Source organism: Streptomyces johnsoniae, from assembly GCF_031845565.1.
GTDB classification, from domain to species: domain Bacteria; phylum Actinomycetota; class Actinomycetes; order Streptomycetales; family Streptomycetaceae; genus Streptomyces; species Streptomyces johnsoniae.
In genome coordinates, this window is record NZ_JAVREV010000015.1 from 204,153 (window position 1) to 222,448 (window position 18,296).

At 72.4% G+C, this 18,296-nt stretch carries 8 protein-coding genes and 1 riboswitch; of the genes, 6 read left to right on the plus strand and 2 right to left on the minus strand.

All coding sequences use genetic code 11. The features are described 5' to 3' along the window. The first annotated feature begins 219 nt into the window (after positions 1–219). Both RM779_RS25050 and RM779_RS25055 read left to right on the plus strand, forming a co-directional pair. Positions 220–1,473 (plus strand): hypothetical protein, encoded by a 1,254-nt coding sequence (locus RM779_RS25050; RefSeq protein WP_311620010.1) that lies wholly within the window; start codon positions 220–222, stop codon positions 1,471–1,473. Further along, positions 1,470–2,084, plus strand: a complete 615-nt coding sequence (locus RM779_RS25055) for a hypothetical protein (RefSeq protein ID WP_311620011.1) — start codon at positions 1,470–1,472, stop codon at positions 2,082–2,084. Before RM779_RS25050 ends, RM779_RS25055 begins: the two co-directional genes overlap by 4 nt. 88 nt (positions 2,085–2,172) lie before the next feature. On the opposite strand, the gene RM779_RS25060 is transcribed toward RM779_RS25055, so the two are convergent. Continuing rightward, entirely contained in the window at positions 2,173–4,563 is a 2,391-nt protein-coding gene (locus RM779_RS25060) for a tetratricopeptide repeat protein (protein WP_311620012.1), read from the minus strand. Between the two features lie 217 nt (positions 4,564–4,780). Here RM779_RS25060 and RM779_RS25065 point away from each other — a divergent pair, with 217 nt between their 5' ends. Continuing rightward, the gene (locus RM779_RS25065) at positions 4,781–7,816 is read left to right on the plus strand and encodes an AfsR/SARP family transcriptional regulator (protein WP_311620013.1); all 3,036 of its coding nucleotides are present in this window, start codon (positions 4,781–4,783) and stop codon (positions 7,814–7,816) included. Between the two features lie 660 nt (positions 7,817–8,476). Here RM779_RS25065 and RM779_RS25070 read toward each other — a convergent pair. Continuing rightward, complete coding sequence (locus tag RM779_RS25070) at positions 8,477–9,523, minus strand: enoyl-CoA hydratase/isomerase family protein (protein ID WP_311620014.1); 1,047 nt, start codon at positions 9,521–9,523, stop codon at positions 8,477–8,479. Between the two features lie 117 nt (positions 9,524–9,640). After that, a riboswitch (cobalamin riboswitch) is annotated at positions 9,641–9,825 on the plus strand. 172 nt (positions 9,826–9,997) lie between these two features. Here RM779_RS25070 and metE point away from each other — a divergent pair. The 3 genes from metE to RM779_RS25085 all read left to right on the plus strand — a co-directional run. After that, entirely contained in the window at positions 9,998–12,322 is a 2,325-nt protein-coding gene (metE, locus tag RM779_RS25075; protein ID WP_311620015.1) for a 5-methyltetrahydropteroyltriglutamate--homocysteine S-methyltransferase, read from the plus strand. Between the two features lie 264 nt (positions 12,323–12,586). Then, positions 12,587–14,053 carry a beta-N-acetylhexosaminidase gene (locus tag RM779_RS25080; protein WP_311620016.1) on the plus strand — a complete coding sequence of 489 codons (1,467 nt, stop codon included), beginning with the start codon at positions 12,587–12,589 and terminating at the stop codon, positions 14,051–14,053. A 330-nt stretch (positions 14,054–14,383) separates the two neighbouring features. Then, the coding region (locus tag RM779_RS25085; protein WP_394813386.1) for a type I polyketide synthase at positions 14,384–18,296 on the plus strand (3,913 nt) is incomplete at its 3' end.

Consider the following 18,296-nt stretch of genomic DNA (forward strand, 5'->3'; position numbering starts at 1 on the left):
GGGAACGCGGGGGCTCACCCCGCGCCGCAGCCGAGGCGCGGCACCGCGCGGCGCTGCACTGCGCCGCGCGGCATCGCGCTGCAACCTTTCTGCAAGGCTTCCGTCCACCCGCGCGGGCATGCGCCGTACTGGCGGCCGAGAGGCACCATGCCGTCGGCGGGTGCGCGGCCGTGCAACCGCCCCGATCAGGGGGATCGGGGCGATCGTAAGGGGGACGTCATGTCATCCGTGATCGGCCTCGACGGGCCGATACCTCACGCTCACGAGCGGTGGCTGACCGTTCGTGGCTGCAAGAGGGTGCTCGTTGTCGCTCAGACACTCACCTTCGCTCAGCGCCTGCTCGACATCTTTCCGCTGCTGGAGTCCGACATGCGGATCGAGGTTCACTTCACCGTGGCCCCGCACGCGTTCAGCGAAGGAGTGGCGCGGTTCCTGCACCGCCTCGGCAGCCCGGTGCTGCCGTGGCGGGAGGCGACCGCGACCGAGTTCGACCTCGCGCTCGCCGCCGGCTGGGAGGGTATCGACGCGGTGCGGGCGCCGCTCGTTCTGCTCTCCCACGGCGCCGGGCACATCAAGCTCCAGAAGTCATGGGCCGGAGGCACCGCGCGGGAACGGCCGCCCGGCATGCTCAGCCGGGACAACCTCATGCGCGGCGACCGGCTCCTCACCGCCGCGCTCGCCCTGGCCCACCGCGACGAACTGACCACGCTGGCCCGGGACTGCCCCGAGGCGCTGCCGGTCGCCACGGTGGTCGGCGATCCGGCGTACGACCGGCTCCTGGACGGCATCGGGCACCGCGACCGGTATCGCGGCGCACTGGGCCTGAACGACGGCCGCAAGCTGGTGGTGGTGGCGAGCACCTGGGGTGCTTCGGCGTCCTTCCAGGCGTTCGACGCGCTCCTGCCCCGGCTGCTCAGCGAACTGCCGCAGGACACGTTCCGCACGGCCGTGCTGCCGCACCCCAATATCTGGGCCGCACACGGCTGGTACCAGATCCGGTCGTGGCTGGCCGCATACCGGCGTCGCGGCATCGCCGTCATCCCGCCGGAGGTCGACTGGCGGGCGGTCCTGCCCGCGGCCGACTGGGTCATCGGGGACCACGGATCGCTGACCTCCTACGCGACCCTCACCCCGGTCCCCATCCTGCTGGCCCGCTTCCCGCACGCCGAGGTGCACCATGCCTCACCCGCGGCGGCCCTGGCCGCCACCGCGCCCGTGCTGTCGCCCGGGTCCCCGCTCGAAGAACAACTCGACTACGCGAGAAGGGAGTACCGGCGGTCCGCGTACGCGCGCATCGCTGAACGCATCTCGTCCGAGCCCGGGCACTTCCACCGCAACATCCGGTCGCTGATGTACCGGATGCTGGGGATTGGCGAGCCCGCCTGCCCGCCGCTGCTGCCTCCGCTCCCCGCGCCGCCGCCGCTGGACACCTGGACCCACGGGACCGGGGACGACGCGGAGGTGGCTGCATGAAGCGGTGCCTGTCCGTCGCCGTGGCCCCGGCGGGCGAAGGACCGCCGCCGGCCGGGGCGGGGGCGCTTCCCGGAATGACGGCGGAGCTGACCCGTTCGTCGGAGCGGCTGCACTTATGGGCGCGGCACTGGGCCCCGCCCTTCGCCTCGCCCCCGGACCGCGGTCATGGCGTGGGAGCGGCCGACGTTCACCTGAGCGCGGCCCTCGATCCGCGGTACGGCTCCCGGTGGTACGAGACCGCCGACGTGCTGCGCATCGACCGCGGGCAGCCCGGCGGCAGCGCCGCCGAGGCGGTCGGCCGGGCGCTGTCCCGGTATCCGGGCTGCCTGGTCGCCGCCGCGCGGGAGGACACCGGCGGCTGCGTCGTCGGCGCCCGGGACGGAACGCGTCTGCGGGTCGTGCCGGACGGCGCGCACCGCCCGGCCCTCACGGCGGGCGACTGCTGCGCCGTGGCCTCCCTGCTGCACTGCCAGTTGGTACTGGGCCGCCCCTGGTCCGCGCTCGGCCCCGTCGCCCTGACCCGGAACGGCCGGCCGGTGGCGGGCGGCGCGCTACGCGTGCTGCTGCTGCCGCTGAACGGCCCGGCGGCGGGCGCTGACCCGGTGGCCTGAGAGCGGCGGGCCCCGCCCCGGAGCCCTTCCGGGGCGGGGCCCGCCTGCTGGGCGCGCCTTCGCCGGCGGGCCTTGGTGCAGCCGGAGGTCAGGAGGGCCCGGGGAACTCGGGGGCCTCGGGGGTCTCGGGAGCCGGCTCCTTGAGGCGCTCCGCGACACGTTCGGCCTCGGGCGCGCCCGCGGCGGTGAGCAGCGGGAGGGCGTGCTCGAAGAACTCCCGCGCCCCCGCCGCGTCACCCCGGCGCGCCGCCAGTTGACCGAGCATGTCGAGAACCCGCCCGTGCCAGAAACCGGAGCCCGTGGCGGCGAAGTGCTCCCGAGCGGTATGCAGCCGGCCGAGCCCTTCACGTTCGTCCCCCTGCTGAACGAGGGCGAAGCCGAGCAGGGCGCCCGCCCGGGTGCCGTCATACGTGTCGTTCTCCGCGTCGAGATCGGCACAGGCCCGCCGCAGAAAGGTGACCGCCCGCGCGAAATCCCCCGCCTCAAGGGCGAGTTCGCCCAGGCGCACCCGCGAGAGCGCGGCCCCACGGCGGTATCCGATCTCCTCGCGCAGGGTGAGGGCCTCGGTGAAGCACCGCTCAGCCTCCGCACGCCGTCCGGCACCTTTCAGCGAACTGCCCAGGCCGTTGAGCGCCTGGGCCTCGTCCCGCCGGTCGGACGTCTCCCTGGCCAGGTCCAGCGCTTGGCGGAACCACTCGACCGCGTCCTCCCAACGCCCGGCGCTGCGCAGGCCGATGCCGCCCGAGGTCAGCATGCGTGCCTCGGCCGGCCTGTTCCCGACGCGCCGCGCGGCGGCGAGTCCGCGCCGGTGGGCATCCGCCCAGAACTCATAAAGGCGCAGTCGCTGGAAGAGCGGCCACAGGGCATCGGTGAGCTGCCACACCGTGTCGTCCCACCCGGCGTCCGCGGCATACCGCAGGGCGGCCGCCAGCGTCTCGCGGTGGATTTCGAGCCATGCCATCGCCGTACCCTCGTCCGGCAGGGAGAACGGCGGCGCGGGTGGGTGGCGGTACGTGCGCGGGCCCAGCGTTCTGTGGGACGGCGTCAGCGTCTCCTCGGCCGCGGTGGCGCCGGCCAGGCACCAGTCGAGGAACCTGCCCACCGTCTCTTCGCGTGCGGCGTCGGCCTCCTGTCGGCCCCACTGCACGGCGTGGGTGCGCACGAGGTCGTGAAAGCGGTAACGGCTCCCATCGACTGCCTCCAGCAGGTTGACGTCCAGCAGGAGTTGCAGCAGTCGGTCGGCCTCGTGCTCGTCGGAGCCCAGGGCGGCGCCGGCCAGGGACGCGTCGAAGACGGCGATCGGCAGCAGGCCGAGGCGCCGGTAGGCGTCCGCCGCGTCGGGTGCCAGGGCCGCGTACGACTCGTCCAGGACGGTCTGCATGGTGCGGTCACCTTCCACGGCCAGCGTGCCCAGCGGCCCGGCGCCCCGGGTCAGGGCCTCGACGAAACGCGCCATCGGCTGTTCGGGGCGCGCGGTGATGCGGGCCGCGGCCAGGCACACGGCCAGCGGCAGCGAAGCACAGAGCGTGACCACCTGGCGCGCGGCGGACTGTTCCCGCGCGATCCGTTCGTGCCCCACGCTGAGTGACAGCAGTTCCACGGCCGCCCGTTCGTCGAGCGTGCCCACGTGCCGGAAGGACGCGCCGTCGGTCACCAGCCCGGTCAGCCGGTGCCTGCTGGTGACGACCACCAGGCTCCCCGAGGCGCTCGGCAGCATGAGCCGGGCCACGGCCGCGGTGAGTACGTTGTCCAGGACGAGGGCGAACCGTAGCTCGGCGGTCACCGAACGCCACAGTGCGGTCAGCTCCGGCAGCTTTTCCGGCAGTTCTTTCCGGCCGAAAGCCCGCAGCAGATCGCCGAGTATGTCGGATGGGGAAACCGGAGGCGCGGGTGAGTAGCCCTTCAGGTCCGCATAGAGGTGGCCATCGGGGAACTCCTCCTTGTGCTGCCACAGCCACTGCGACACCAGGGTGGTCTTGCCCACCCCCGCCGGGCCGCTGACCACGATGACCTGGGGCCGGTCGGCCCTTCGTTCATTGCGCATGACGTCGAGCGCGTCAAGGTCGTTTTCCCGCCCCGTGAAATGGGCGGGAACGGGCAGCAGTTGCCGCGGCACGGGCGGCCGGGTGACCTGCTCGTGCAGATGAATGCCCCCGAGGATGTCCCGGGCCTGAACAGCCATTCCCCAGCTCTGGCCGAACCCGTCCATCACGTTGTGGTGATCGGCGCGGTCGGGAAGGCGGGGCCTGTTCCGCAGCGTTCTGCCGACCCAGTGACGCAGCTTTTCGGCCAGTGCGGCGTCCCGCTCGCCATATCGGGCCAGGGTCTCGGCCAGCGACGCGATGTCCGCGGCCCCGGCGCCGGTCTTCGTGAGCCGTGCCCATTGTGTCGCCATGTCGTCGTATTGACCGCGGGGTTGGCCGAGGATGGTGGCCAACTCCGCACGGGCCGGCTCGGCCTGCCCCCGGTCGAGAGCCACTGTAAGTGCCCTTGACAACTCAGATTCCGCCACTGCTCCCCCTCGGCAATTCACGTGGCCATCCTGAAACTTCAGTGTCGTACAAGTGATCGAAGGTGGGCAAGGGTGTCAATCGAGAGTGAGGGGGCCTTCGGAGTACTGGTGGCGACTCCGGCTTGTGTGCCATTCTTATACTGTCTTACTTGAATCGGGGAGCGATACCGGCAGGAGGGGGCTGGTGGAGTTCCGGATACTCGGCAGCGTGGATATGGTCGTGGACGGTGAGGTGCGCCGTCCCGGCTCCATCAAAGAGCGAATCGTACTTGCCTCCTTGGCGCTTGACGTGCGCAAATCCGTATCCTCCGACACATTGATCAACCGATTGTGGGAAGATCGGCCCCCGGTTTCCCCACGTGGCAATCTGCGCTCTCTGACGTCGCGCCTCAGGAAGGCGACGAAGCATCCCGGAACACATAAGTCCCCCGTGGTGCAGCAGGATCACGGCTACCTCCTCGATGTCGTTCCGCAGAGCATTGATCTCTATCGTTATCTCCTGCTCAGTACACGAGCCCGCCATCTCGTCGACGGAGGCGATGACGAGGGGGCACTTCAGGCGCTCGACGAGGCGGTGCCTCTGTGGCGCGGCGATCCGCTCGCGGGAATATCCGGCCTGTGGGCAGAGGAAGTGCGCCGTTCACTGACGCCCCGCTTGCTCGCGGCCGCTCTCATCCGGGCTGAGATCGGCCTCCGGCGTGGTCACTTCGCCGACATCGTCGGCTCGCTGGTCTCGCTGACCAGCCAGTACCCCGAGGATCAGCGGCTGGCCGAGCATCTGATGCTCGCCCTTTACGGCTGCGGGCGGACTTCGGAAGCTCTTCAGGTCTACCAGAGAACCTGGCGGCGGTTGCGCGAGGAATCCGGCGTCGAGCCCGATCACCGACTCAGGCGCCTCCAGAAGAGCATCCTGCGCAACGTCCCCATTGGGGAACTCGTGCCCGGTGGCGTCAGGGAGCAGCTCCGGTCTGCCACCGGTCCGCCCCCCGACAACCTGCCGCCCGCCGCCGGTCTCGTCGGCCGAGATCAGGAACGCGCCACGCTGAGGGGTGCATTGGAGCAGGGGGAGAGCGCGGCGGGAGGGGGAGGCTCGGTGGCCCTGGAGGCCATCGAGGGAATGTCGGGCGTGGGCAAGACCGCGCTGGCCGTCGCCGTGGGGCGCGAGATGCGGCATTTATTCCCTGATGGGCTTATATATATAAATTTACGGGCGCACGCCGGTGCCGCCGCCCCCATGAGCCCGGGGGCGGCGCTCGATTTCCTGCTGCGCTTCCTCGGCACGCCGACCGACCGCATACCGAGGGACCTCGACTCGGCGACGTCGCTGTGGCGCGCGATGCTCACCCAGCGAAGGGTGCTGGTACTGCTCGACGACGCGGCCGACCCCGACCAGGTACGCCCGCTGCTGCCCGGCGATTCCCCGTCCGTCGTCGTGGTGACCAGCCGCCGCCGGCTGGTCGGCATCCCAGGACTGCGCCGCATCACGTTGAGCATGCTGCCGGAGCGCGACGCCATCGCACTGTTCCGGCGACTGGTGGGCGAGGAACGCACGCGGGGCGACGCGGAAGTGGCGGACATCGTCCGGCTGAGCGGCTACCTGCCGCTCGCGCTCGAGATCATGGCCGGTCGGCTCAACTCCCACCCCACGTGGAGTCTTTCCGACCTGACCCGACGGCTTCTGGGCAGCAGTCAGCGGATAAGTGCGATCCGCGACGGCGATCGAGAGATCTGGCGAGCATTTGAATTCTCCTACCGCTTGCTCACCGGCGAACAGCAGCGAGTCTTCCGGCGCCTCGGCCTCCATGTCGGCCCGGACATCACACCGGAGGCGGTAGCCGCGCTGACCGGCATGAGCAGCCACCGGGCGGAGCACGTCCTCGAAGATCTTCTCGACCGGTACCTCATTCAGGAACTCGTACCCGGGCGCTACTCCCTGCACGATCTGCTGCGAGAGTACGCGCAGATACTGGCCTCTTCGGAGGAGCCGGAGACGGAACGCGCGGCTGCCAGGAGCCAGCTGATCGACTTTTATCTCCGGTACGCGGACGCCGCCGATCGCACTCTGTACCCCCACCGCTCGCGAACGCCTCTCGACGCAGTGGCGCACACGATTCCCGAATGGGCCGACCAAGCGCAGGCGCGTACGTGGTTGGGAGCGGAACGGGAGAACCTGCTCGCAACTGCCGAAAACGCGTGGGATGCCGGCCCCCCACGACGCGCCGCCCTGTTTGCGCATGTCCTTGCCGGATTCCACGACGCGGAACGTCTCGGTTCCGTGGCCGCGGAGCTGATACGGCGGGCCGCCGCTTATTGGCAGACCACGGAGGACCGGGCGGAAGAAGCCCGCGCCCTGATTGACTTGTGCGCGGCGCGCACGCACGCCGGCCTTCTGCCGGACGCGGTCACCGCAGGGAAAAGGGCGCTGAATCTGGCTCGTTCGCTGGGTGACGCGGACATCGTGGCGGAAGCACTCACGCGTTTGTCCGTGCCCCAGACTTTCCTGGGGGACCGGCGCGGCGCCGCCGTGCTGCAGCGAGAAGCACTCGATATCCGGCTGCGAGTATCCGATCGCGGCCAGTCGGCCAGGGCGCAGAACAATCTCGCCATCACGCTGCTCCACCTGGGCGATCTCGACACCGCTCAGGAACTTTTCCAGTCCGCTCTGGAGGGTTTCGAGGCGAGTGGCCATCACCGGCTGATGGGGTTGGCGCACAATAACCTGGGTGACATTCTCGGGGAACGCAACAAACCAGGTGAGGCTCGTTCCTCCTATGAGCGTGCGCTCCGGATCTTCGAGACTCATGGCAGTGCTGTGGAGCGTGCGACCGTCCAGCTAAATCTGGCAGATCTCCTTCAGCACTTCGGCGAATTCGATTCCTCGCTCGACCTGTACCAGAAAGCCCTGCCCGTGCTGCGCGATGCCAGTGAGCGGCGCACCGAATCCATCGTTCTGAATGGAATCGGTGTAATCCTGCGGAGGCAGGGCCGGAGAGAGGCGTCCGTGCGGCACCACGAGGAGGCCCTGGGTGTGGCCCGAGCCATCGGTGCCGCGCCGGAAGAGGCCCAGGCCCTGCTGGACATGGCTGTCACCGAGCACCACTTCGGTGCCGACGAGGCCGCGGCCTCGCATGCGGCGGCGGCGCTCGAGGTGGCGCGGCGTATCGGTGCGGAAAGTGAGGCTGCACGTGCACGGGAGTTACTTTCCGTTCTGAGGTCTTGATGGCGGGCTTGTCCGGCGTGACCGGGCGGCCGGCCCGCAGACTGTCGGTGACTGACAAGTTCACCGATCAACGAGACAGCTGAGACCGGGCCGAAGGCCCTGGCAAGCGCGCAGGGCAGAAGGTATTCGCGGTCACCGGCCCGCCCTGCGGGGGGTACCATATTCGTGGTCCGTGCCACCGTCGGCGTGACGCGCGAATGTGGTCCCGTGCGAATCTGCCGGTGATTGAGCCATGCCCGTGGGGTAATGCCCGTGTGCTCGTCGGGCCCGATATTCCTCCGGTTCCCTCTTCGAACATACGATTTGGCATCCGCTGGCTGGATGATCTACGCTGATCCAGCCCTCGGCGGATAAGCCGCCCGAGGCGGATAATCCCGTTCGGAAAGGCGCACCTTCTTGTCCCCGAAGCGTTCTTCGATTGTTCCCCTCTTGGCCTTCACCGCCGTCGTCCTGGTAGGAATGACAAGCAGTGCGTCCGCGCACGACAGTCATCCCGTGTCAGGTGCCGCGGTCATAGCAGACGAAGAGGCGGGAGGCGCATATCAGACGAAGTCGGCGAGGTTGGTGCCCAAAGTGTGTCTCTACGCGTGAGTCGATCCGATCTGGGTCCGGGACCGTACGGTCTCGGACCTTCTTTGTTTTTCGGGGGTTTCGCGGGTTTCAGGGCAGGGTCAGTTCTTCCGGGCCGCGGTGGGTGAAGAAGCGGGAGATTGTTGAGGGGGTGACTTCTTGCAGGGTGGCGGGGGACCAGTGGGGGGTGCGGTCCTTGTCGATGACCTGGGCTCGGATTCCTTCCACCAGGTCGGGGGTTGACAGGGCGGCGCACGAGACGCGGTAGTCCTGTTCCAGGACGCGTTCCAGGGAGTCGAGGCGGCGGGCGCGGCCCAGGGCGGCGAGTGTGACCTTCAGCGCGGTGGGGGAGCGGGCCAGGAGGGTGTCGGCGGTGGTGCGGGCGGCGGGGGTGGGGGAGGTGCGCAGGCGGGCCACGATCTCCTCGACGCTGTCGGCCGCGTAGCAGTGGTCGATCCACTCGCGGTGCGCGGCCAGTTCGCCCGCGGGGGCCGGGCGTGCGTGGCGGGTCATGACCTCCGCGGCGGGGGCCGTGGCCAGGTCCTCGCGGAGGGCGCCGAGCCGGTCGGCGGGCACGTAGTGGTCGGCGAGCCCGCAGGCGATGGCGTCCGCCGCGCCCACCGGGGCGCCGGTCAGGGCCAGGTGCGTGCCGAGCCGGCCGGGGGCGCGGGCCAGCAGGTGCAGGCCGCCGATGTCGGGTGCGAAGCCGATGCCCGTCTCGGGCATCGCGACGCGCGAGCGTTCGGTGACGACCCGCACGCTGCCGTGCGCGGAGATGCCGACGCCCCCGCCCATGACAATTCCGTCCATCAGGGCCACATACGGCTTGGGGTAGCGCGCGATGCGTGCGTTGAGGCGGTACTCGTCGCGCCAGAACGCCCGCGTGGGCCCGTTGTCGCCGGCCAGCGCGTTGCGGTGGATGGCGCGGATGTCGCCGCCGGCGCACAGCCCGCGTGGGCCCGCGCCTTCGATGACGACGGTGTGGACCGCGGGGTCTTCCGCCCAGGCGGTCAGCGCCCGGTCCAGGTGCTGGACCATGGGGTGGGTGAGTGCGTTGAGGGCCTCGGGCCGGTTCAGGGTGAGGCGGGCCGCGCGGCCCTCGGTGTGCAGCAGGACGGGGGCTTCTGCGGCCATCATGCGGTCCATGGTGTCGTGCGTTCCCCTCGGTCTCCGGTCGGGGTCTCGGACGATCTTCTCAATTCGCGGGCGCGGCCCCCGCGCCGGGGGCTGCGCGCGTTAGGCTGGCGGCGCAGCTGGTTCGCCCTGCCCGCCAGGCAGACGCGTCGCAAGAGGGAACCCGGTGGGAATCCGGGACTGCCCCGCAGCGGTGAGCGGGAACGACCGCCGTCTTGATGCACTGGGTCCGGCCGGGCCTGGGAAGCGACGGCCACTAGGTCTCTGCCTCTGGCAGAGGTGCCCGCGAGTCCGAAGACCTGCCACTGCCCGCGCGGGACCGATTCCGCGCGGTGATCGCGGTGACCTTCGAGGGCGGGTCGGCCTGGGCGAGCGCGGCGCGGCAACCACCGTGCGGCCGCCGCCCGTTCGCCATCCCTTCGCAGCCCTCGTCCGTCCCGGCGGTCAGCAGGAGACATGCTCGCGAAGGAGAGTTTCTTGACCACCAAGTCCGCAGCCGCGGCAGCACGGGCCACCGTGTACGGCTATCCCCGGCAGGGCAGCAACCGCGAACTGAAGAAGGCGACCGAGGGCTACTGGCAGGGCCGGGTCGCCGTGGAAGACCTGCGCGGCACCGCCGCCCGGCTGCGCCGCGCCACCTGGGAGCAGCTGTCGGAGGCGGGGATCGACGAGGTTCCCACCGGCCACTTCTCGCTGTACGACCACGTCCTGGACACCTCGGTGATGGTCGGCGCCATCCCGGACCGGCACCGCGCGGCCGTGGCCGCGAGCGCCCTCGACGGCTACTTCGCCATGGCCCGCGGCACGCAGGACGTCGCGCCGCTTGAGATGACGAAGTGGTTCGACACCAACTACCACTACCTCGTGCCGGAGCTGGGCCCCGACACGTCCTTCGCCGCGGACCCCGCCAAGCAGCTCGCCGAGCTGAAGGAGGCCATCGCGCTCGGCCTGACCGCCCGGCCCGTGCTGCTCGGCCCGGTCAGCTACCTGCTGCTGGCCAAGCCCGCCCCCGGCGTCGCGGGCGACTTCCCGCCCCTGGCCCTGCTGGAGCGGCTGCTGCCGGTGTACGCGGAGGTGCTGGCCGATCTGCGCGCGGCGGGCGCCCGCTGGGTGCAGCTGGACGAGCCCGCGCTCGTGCAGGACCGCAGCCCGTCCGAACTCGCCGCCGCCGCCCGCGCCTACGGCGAGCTGGGCGCGCTCGGCGACCGGCCGAAGATCCTGGTCGCCTCCTACTTCGACCGGCTGGGCCCGGCGCTGCCGCTCCTCGCCAAGACGCCGGTCGACGGGCTCGCGCTGGACTTCACCGGCAGGGCCGCCGCCAACCTCGGCGATCTGGCCGCCGCCGGCGGGCTGCCGGGCAAGCGCCTGGTCGCGGGCGTCGTCGACGGCCGCAACGTGTGGATCAACGATCTCGAACGCTCCCTGGCCACGCTGGCCACGCTCCTCGGCCTGGCCGACGGCGTAGACGTCGCCGCCTCCTGCTCCCTGCTGCACGTTCCGCTCGACACGTCGGCGGAACGCGACCTCGACCCGCAGATCGCCCGCTGGCTGTCCTTCGCCCGGCAGAAGGTCACCGAAGTCGTCACCCTGGCCCGCGGGCTCAACGGGGACAGCGTCGCCATCGGCGCCCAACTCGCCGCCAACCGCGCGGACCTGGCCTCCCGCACCGCCTCACCCCTCACCCGCGACCCGGCGGTCCGCGCCCGGGGCGAGGCCGTCACCGGCGCCGACGCACGCCGTTCCCTGCCCTATCCGGAACGGGCCGCCGCCCAGCGCACGCGCCTCGCCCTGCCGCCGCTGCCCACGACCACCATCGGCTCGTTCCCCCAGACCACCGAACTGCGCACGGCGCGTGCCGACCTGCGCGCCGGGCGCATCGGCACCGAAGCCTACGAGGAGCGGGTGCGCACCGAGATCCGGGACGTCATCGCCTTCCAGGAGGCGGCCGGTATCGACGTCCTGGTCCACGGCGAGCCGGAACGCAACGACATGGTGCAGTACTTCGCCGAACAGCTCACCGGCTACCTCGCCACGCAGTCCGGCTGGGTCCAGTCCTACGGCACCCGTTACGTCCGCCCGCCGATCCTCGCGGGCGACGTCTCGCGGCCGGGGCCGATGACGGTCCGCTGGACCCGGTACGCGCAGTCGCTGACGGGCCGGCCGGTCAAGGCCATGCTGACCGGCCCGGTCACGATGCTCGCCTGGTCCTTCGTCCGCGACGACCAGCCGCGCGCCGACACCGCCCGGCAGGTCGCCCTCGCCCTGCGCGACGAGGTCGACGATCTGGAGGCGGCCGGCAGCGCGGTGATCCAGGTCGACGAACCGGCGCTGCGCGAGACCCTGCCGCTGCGCACCGCCGACCACGCCGGGTATCTGGCCTGGGCCACCGAAGCGTTCCGCCTCACCACCGGCGGGGCGCGCCCTGACACCCAGATCCACACGCACATGTGCTATGCCGAGTTCGGTGATGTCCTGGACGCCATCGACGACTTGGACGCCGACGTCATCAGCCTGGAGGCGGCGCGTTCGCACATGCAGGTCGCCGTCGAGCTCGCGGGCGCCGACTACCCGCGCGAGGTGGGCCCCGGCGTGTACGACATCCACGCGCCGCGCGTTCCGGGGGCGGCGGAGGTGGCGGCCCTGCTCCGCAAGGGACTTGAGGCCATCCCCGCCGAACGGCTGTGGGTCAATCCCGACTGCGGCCTGAAGACCCGCGGCTGGCCCGAGGTACGGGCCTCGCTGGCGAACGTGGTGGCCGCGGCGCGCGAGGTCCGCGCACGGCTGCCCGCGGCTCGGTCCTGACCGCGGCGGCCGGTGCGCCCGCGTTCGCCGCGGGGGCACCGGCCGCAGGGGGCGGGGGCGCCGCGGCCTATTGGCAGCGGGTCGAGCGAGATGTACCTTCTGTCGCATTGGCGGGCACGGCCCCCTTCCCTTCGCCGACGAGTCTGGAGTCCCGCACGGCATGGACGTATCCCGGCACCGCACCGCGCACCGGCCCCCGGCCGCCGATCCGACCGCCCCTATATCCCCCCGCGGCACCGGCCGCGCCGCCCGGTGAGCCGCCCGGTGGGCCGGCCGCCGACCGTCGTGCCGCGGCCCGAGACGATGCACGTGGGGGAGGGGCACTTCACCTTCGGCCCCGGCACCGCGGTGCGCGCCCCCGACGACATCGGCGATCTGCTGCGCGAGGTACTGGGCGTCGCGGGCGGCGCCGCGGCGGACGAGGGGATCGAACTGTCCCTGACGAGGGATAACGGCCCCGGCCCGGGCCTTGGCGCGGAGGGCTACCGCCTGCGGGTCACGCCGGACGGGGTGCGGGGCGAGGCGGCGACGCCGGCCGGGCTGCGCTGGGCGGTGCAGACCCTGCGGCAGCTCGCCGACGGCGACCGGCTGCCCTGCGTGGAGATCACCGACCGGCCCCGGCACGCCTGGCGCGGCTCGCTGCTCGACGTGGCCCGCTGGTGCCACCCGCTGCCGTTCCTCTACCGCTATGTCGACCTGCTCGCCCTGTACAAGCTGAACACCCTGCACCTGCACCTCACCGACGACCAGGGCTGGCGGTTCGAGGTCGAGCGGTACCCGAGGCTGACCGAGGTCGGCGCCTTCCGGACCGGTTCCCCTGTCGGTCACGCCAGGGACCGCCGCACCGACGAGGTTCCGCACGGCGGCTTCTACACCCAGCGCGAACTACGCGGACTGGTCGCCCACGCCGAGCGGCGCGGCGTGCGGATCATGCCGGAGATCGACGCCCCCGGGCACATGCAGGCCGCGATCGCCGCCCACCCCGAGCTGGGCAACGACCCGGCCCGCCGGCTGCCGGTGCGGCGGGAGTGGGGCATCTCCTCCCACGTGCTCAACGCCGCCGACGAGACCGTCGCGTTCGTCCGGCACGTGCTGGATGAGCTGACGGACGTCTTCCCCTTCCGCTACGTGCACATCGGCGGCGACGAGGTGCCCCCGCACGAGTGGCGGGCCAGCCCGGCCGCGCGCCGCCGCGCCGCGGAGGAGGGACTGCCGGGGCCCGATCAGCTCCTCGGCTGGTGGTCCGCCCGGCTCGCCCGGCACCTGTCGGGCCTGGGGCGGCGGGCCGCCGTCTGGGACGAGTTGATCGAGCACGGCGTGCCCGAGGGCACGGCCGTCTTCGCCTGGCGCACGTCGGAACGCGTCACGCTGGCCCTCCGCCAGGGGCTCGACGTGATCGCCGCCCCGCAGGAACGGACCTACCTGGACTGGTCGGAGAGCGACGCTCCGCAGGAGCCGCTGGCCATCCGCGCCGGCCTGCCGATGTCCGAGGTGTACGGCTACGCGCCGCCGGACGGCGTGCTGGGCGTTCAGGGCCAGTTGTGGAGCGAGTACCTGCCGACGCCCGAACTGGTCGAGTGGCGCGCCTTTCCCCGGTTGGCCGCCCTGGCCGAGGTCGGCTGGTCCGCGGGCGGCCGGGACTTCGCCGAGTTCCGCCGCCGGTTGACCGCACATCTGCCGCTGCTCGACGCGCTGGGTGTGGGCTACCGGCCCCTGGAACCGGCCGCCTGACGGGCCCGGCCCCGGGCCCGGGGCCGGCGCTCGATGTACGGCCCCGATACAGGGCCTCTCAAGCCTCACTGAAGCGCCACGCCCGAAGCGCCGGTTCCGTTTCGTGCGGAAGCTGCCCCTTTCGCCGCGGCGTTCCTCCGGTGCCCCAGGAGTCTCCGCAGTTCAGCGCCGGGGCCGAACGCGCCGCCGCGCCCCGGCGCCGCAACGGGAGGTGAGCGGAACGTGGCAGGGCCGTAACTATCCTGGAGCGACGCGCAGTCCGCCTCGTCTAGGATGCGGACTGACCTGCCCGAGTACCAGCCCGGGCCGAAGCAGATCAGACGTGTGGCCATGACGGGGGAACACGTGACCGGAACGTCAGGTAGCTCTGCCGCGCGCCCGCGGACGTCCGCGCAGGACTCGACAGCCATAGCCGTCGTCGGGCTGGCCTGCCGCCTGCCACAGGCGCGGGACCCGCAGGAGCTGTGGCGGTTACTGCGCCGGGGCGGCAGCGCCATCACCGAAGCCCCGGCCGACCGGCCGGGGCTCGGCCCCGGCGGCTACCTGGCGGCCCCCGACCGTTTCGACGCCGCGTTCTTCGGTGTCTCGCCGCGCGAGGCGGCGATGCTCGACCCGCAGCAGCGGCTGATGCTCGAACTCGGCTGGGAGGCCCTGGAGGACGCGGGGCTCACCCCGGCCGCGCTCGCCGCGGACGGCGGCGAGACGGGTGTCTTCGTCGGCGCCACCGCGGACGACTACGCGGCCCTCCTCCACCGGCGCGGCACGGACGCGATCACCCACCACACGGTGACCGGCCTCCAGCGCGGCATGGTCGCCAACCGGCTCTCCCACACCCTGGGGCTGAGCGGCCCCAGCATGACCATCGACACCGGCCAGTCCTCGTCCCTGGTCGCGGTCCACCAGGCGTGCCAGAGTCTGCGCGCCGGGGAGTCCGCCGTCGCCCTCGCGGGCGGCGTGCACCTCAACCTCGCCGAGGAAAGCGCCCTGGGCGTCCGTGCCTTCGGCGCCCTCTCGCCCGACGGGCTGTGCCACACCTTCGACGAGCGCGCCAACGGTTACGTCCGCGGCGAAGGCGCCGGTCTCGTCGTCCTCAAGCCGCTGGCCGCGGCCCTGGCCGACGGCGACACCGTGTACGGAGTCGTCCACGGCAGCGCCGTGAACAACGACGGCGGCGGTGCGGGGCTCACCGTGCCGCGGCAGCGCGCCCAGGAGGACTGCATCGCGCTGGCCCACCGGCGGGCCGGGGTGGACCCGGCCGACGTGGCGTTCGTCGAACTGCACGGCACCGGCACCCGCGCGGGCGATCCCGTCGAGGCCGCGGCGCTCGGCGCGGTCCTCGGCTCCGCGCGGCAGGAGGGAACGTTCCTGCCGGTCGGGTCGGTGAAGACCAACATCGGCCACCTGGAAGGCGCGGCCGGTATCGCGGGGCTGCTCAAGGCCCTGCTGGCGCTGCGCCACCGCGAACTCCCGCCCAGCCTCAACTTCGAGCACCCGAACCCGGACATCCCGCTCGACGACCTCGGCCTCCGCGTGCAGACCGCGCTCGCCCCGCTCGTCCCGCTCGCCCCGCTGGGTGCCGGGCGGCCGCCCGTGGCCGGCGTCAGCTCCTTCGGCATGGGCGGCACCAACTGCCATGTGGTCGTGGGCGCGTGGGACACCGAGGCAGAGGCAGAGGCAGAGGCTGAGGACACCGGGGAGGAACGGCCGCGCGCCCTGCCGTGGCTGCTGTCCGCGGCCACCCCGACGGCGCTCCGGGCGCAGGCGGACCGCCTGGCCCGCCACCTCGACGCACACCCCGCGCAGCCCGTGGCGGACATCGCCCACACCCTGGCCACCGCCCGCACGCACCTGCCGCACCGCGCCGTGTTCGTCGCCGCCGACCGGGAACAGGCCGCCGCCGCGGTCGCGGCGCTCGCCGAGCACCGGCCGGCCCCTGACCTGGTCACGGACACCGCCGACGGCGCGGGCCCCGGCGGCCTCGGGCTGCTGTTCACCGGGCAGGGCAGCCAGCGCCCCCGCATGGGCCTGGCACTGCGCGAGACGTCCCCGGCGTTCCGCGCCGCCTACGACGCGGCATGCGCCGAGGTCGACCGCCACCTGGACGAGCCCGTCCAGCGGGTCATCGCCGAACGCCCCGACCTCCTCCAGCGCACCGCCTACGCCCAGCCCGCGCTGTTCGCCCTCCAAGCGGGCCTGTTCCACCTGGTCACCACCTGGGGCCTGCGCCCGGACGCGCTCGTCGGCCACTCGGTCGGCGAGATCGGCGCCGCCCACGCCGCCGGGGTCCTGTCGCTGGCCGACGCGGCCGTCCTCGTCACCGCGCGGGGCCGCCTCATGCAGGCGCGGCGCGACGACGGCGGCATGGTCGCCGTGCAGGCGTCGGAGGACGAGATACGCGCCACGCTCGCCGGCCACGAGGAACGCGTGACCCTCGCCGCCGTCAACGGACCCGAAGCCGTCGTCATCTCGGGCGACGCCGGGGCCGTCGCCGACATCGCCGCGCAGTGGCGGGAACGCGGCCGCCGGGTCAAGCAGCTGACGACGTCCCACGCCTTCCACTCCCACCACCTCGACGGCATGCTCGACGAGTTCGCCGAGATCGTGGCCGGCCTCGGCCTCCACGCCCCCCGGCTGCCGGTCATGTCCAACGTGACCGGCCGCGCCGCCGACCCGCAGGAGATCCGCACCCCGGCCTACTGGGTGGCGCAGGCCAGGCGGCCCGTCCGGTTCGCCGACGGCCTGCGGCACGCCCACGGCGCGGGCGCGCGCACGTTCCTCGAACTGGGCCCCGGCGCCGTGCTGTCCGCCATGGGCCGCGGCTGCCTCCCGGACGACCCCGCGGCGCTGTTCGTGCCCCTGCTCCGCGCCGACCAGCCCGAGCCGCGGACGGCCGCCACCGCGGCCGCCCGGCTGCACGCGCGCGGCCACCGCGTCGACTGGTCCGCGTTCCCGTTCGCCGAAGGGCGCGCCGCCCGGCGCGTCGCCCTGCCCACCTACGCGTTCCAGCGGGAACGCTACTGGCTGGACGAACCGGCCCCCGGCGCGCCCGCCGCGGCCCGGCCGGAGCGGGACCCCGAGCCCCGGCCCGAAGCCGCGCCGGCTGAGCCGGCCGTGTCGGCCGTGCCGCCGCGCGACCGCCTGACCCTGGTGCGGCAGGAGGCCGCGGCCGTGCTCGGCCACGCCTCGGCGGACTCGGTGCCGGAGGGCACCACGTTCCGCGACCTCGGCTTCGACTCCTTCATGGCCGTCGAGCTGCGCGACCGGCTCCGGGACGCCGCCGCGCACCCGCTGCCCAGCACCGTGCTGTTCGACTACCCCACGCCCGCGGCGCTCGCCGACTACCTGGCGCACGGCCCCCGGCAGGAACGGCCCGCCCCGTCCATCACCGGTGGTGACGGTGGCGGTGCGGATGAGCCGGTGGCGATTGTGGGAATGGCGTGCCGGTATCCGGGCGGGGTGGAATCGCCGGAGGATTTGTGGCGGTTGGTGGCCGGGGGCGGGGACGCGGTGGGTGATTTCCCCGGTGATCGGGGCTGGGACCTCGCGGGGTTGTTCGATGCCGATCCGGAGCGGGTGGGGACGTCGTATACGCGGCGGGGCGGGTTTCTGTCGGAGGCGGGGGATTTCGACGCGGAGTTGTTTGGGATTTCGCCGCGTGAGGCGTTGGCGATGGACCCGCAGCAGCGGTTGTTGCTGGAGGCGTCGTGGGAGGTGTTCGAGCGGGCGGGGCTCGATCCGCTCGGGATGCGCGGCAGCGGCGTGGGCGTTTTCGTCGGGGCCACCGCTCAGGATTACGGGCCGCGGCTGCACGAGTCGACCGACGACATCGGCGGCCACCGCCTGACCGGCATCACCCCGAGCGTCGCATCCGGCCGGATCGCGTACAGCTTCGGGCTTGAGGGCCCGGCGTTGACGGTGGACACGGCGTGTTCCTCGTCGCTGGTGGCGCTGCATCTGGCGGCGCAGTCGCTGCGGAACGGCGAGTGCTCGATGGCGCTGGCCGGTGGCGTGACGGTGATGTCGACGCCGGGGATGTTCGTGGAGTTCAGCCGTCAGCGGGGGCTGTCCCCGGACGGCCGGTGCAAGGCGTTCGGGGCGGGCGCGGACGGCACCGGCTGGGCGGAGGGGGTGGGGGTGTTGCTGTTGGAGCGGTTGTCGGATGCGCGGCGGAACGGTCATCGGGTGCTGGCGGTGGTGCGGGGTTCTGCGGTGAATCAGGACGGTGCGAGCAATGGGCTGACGG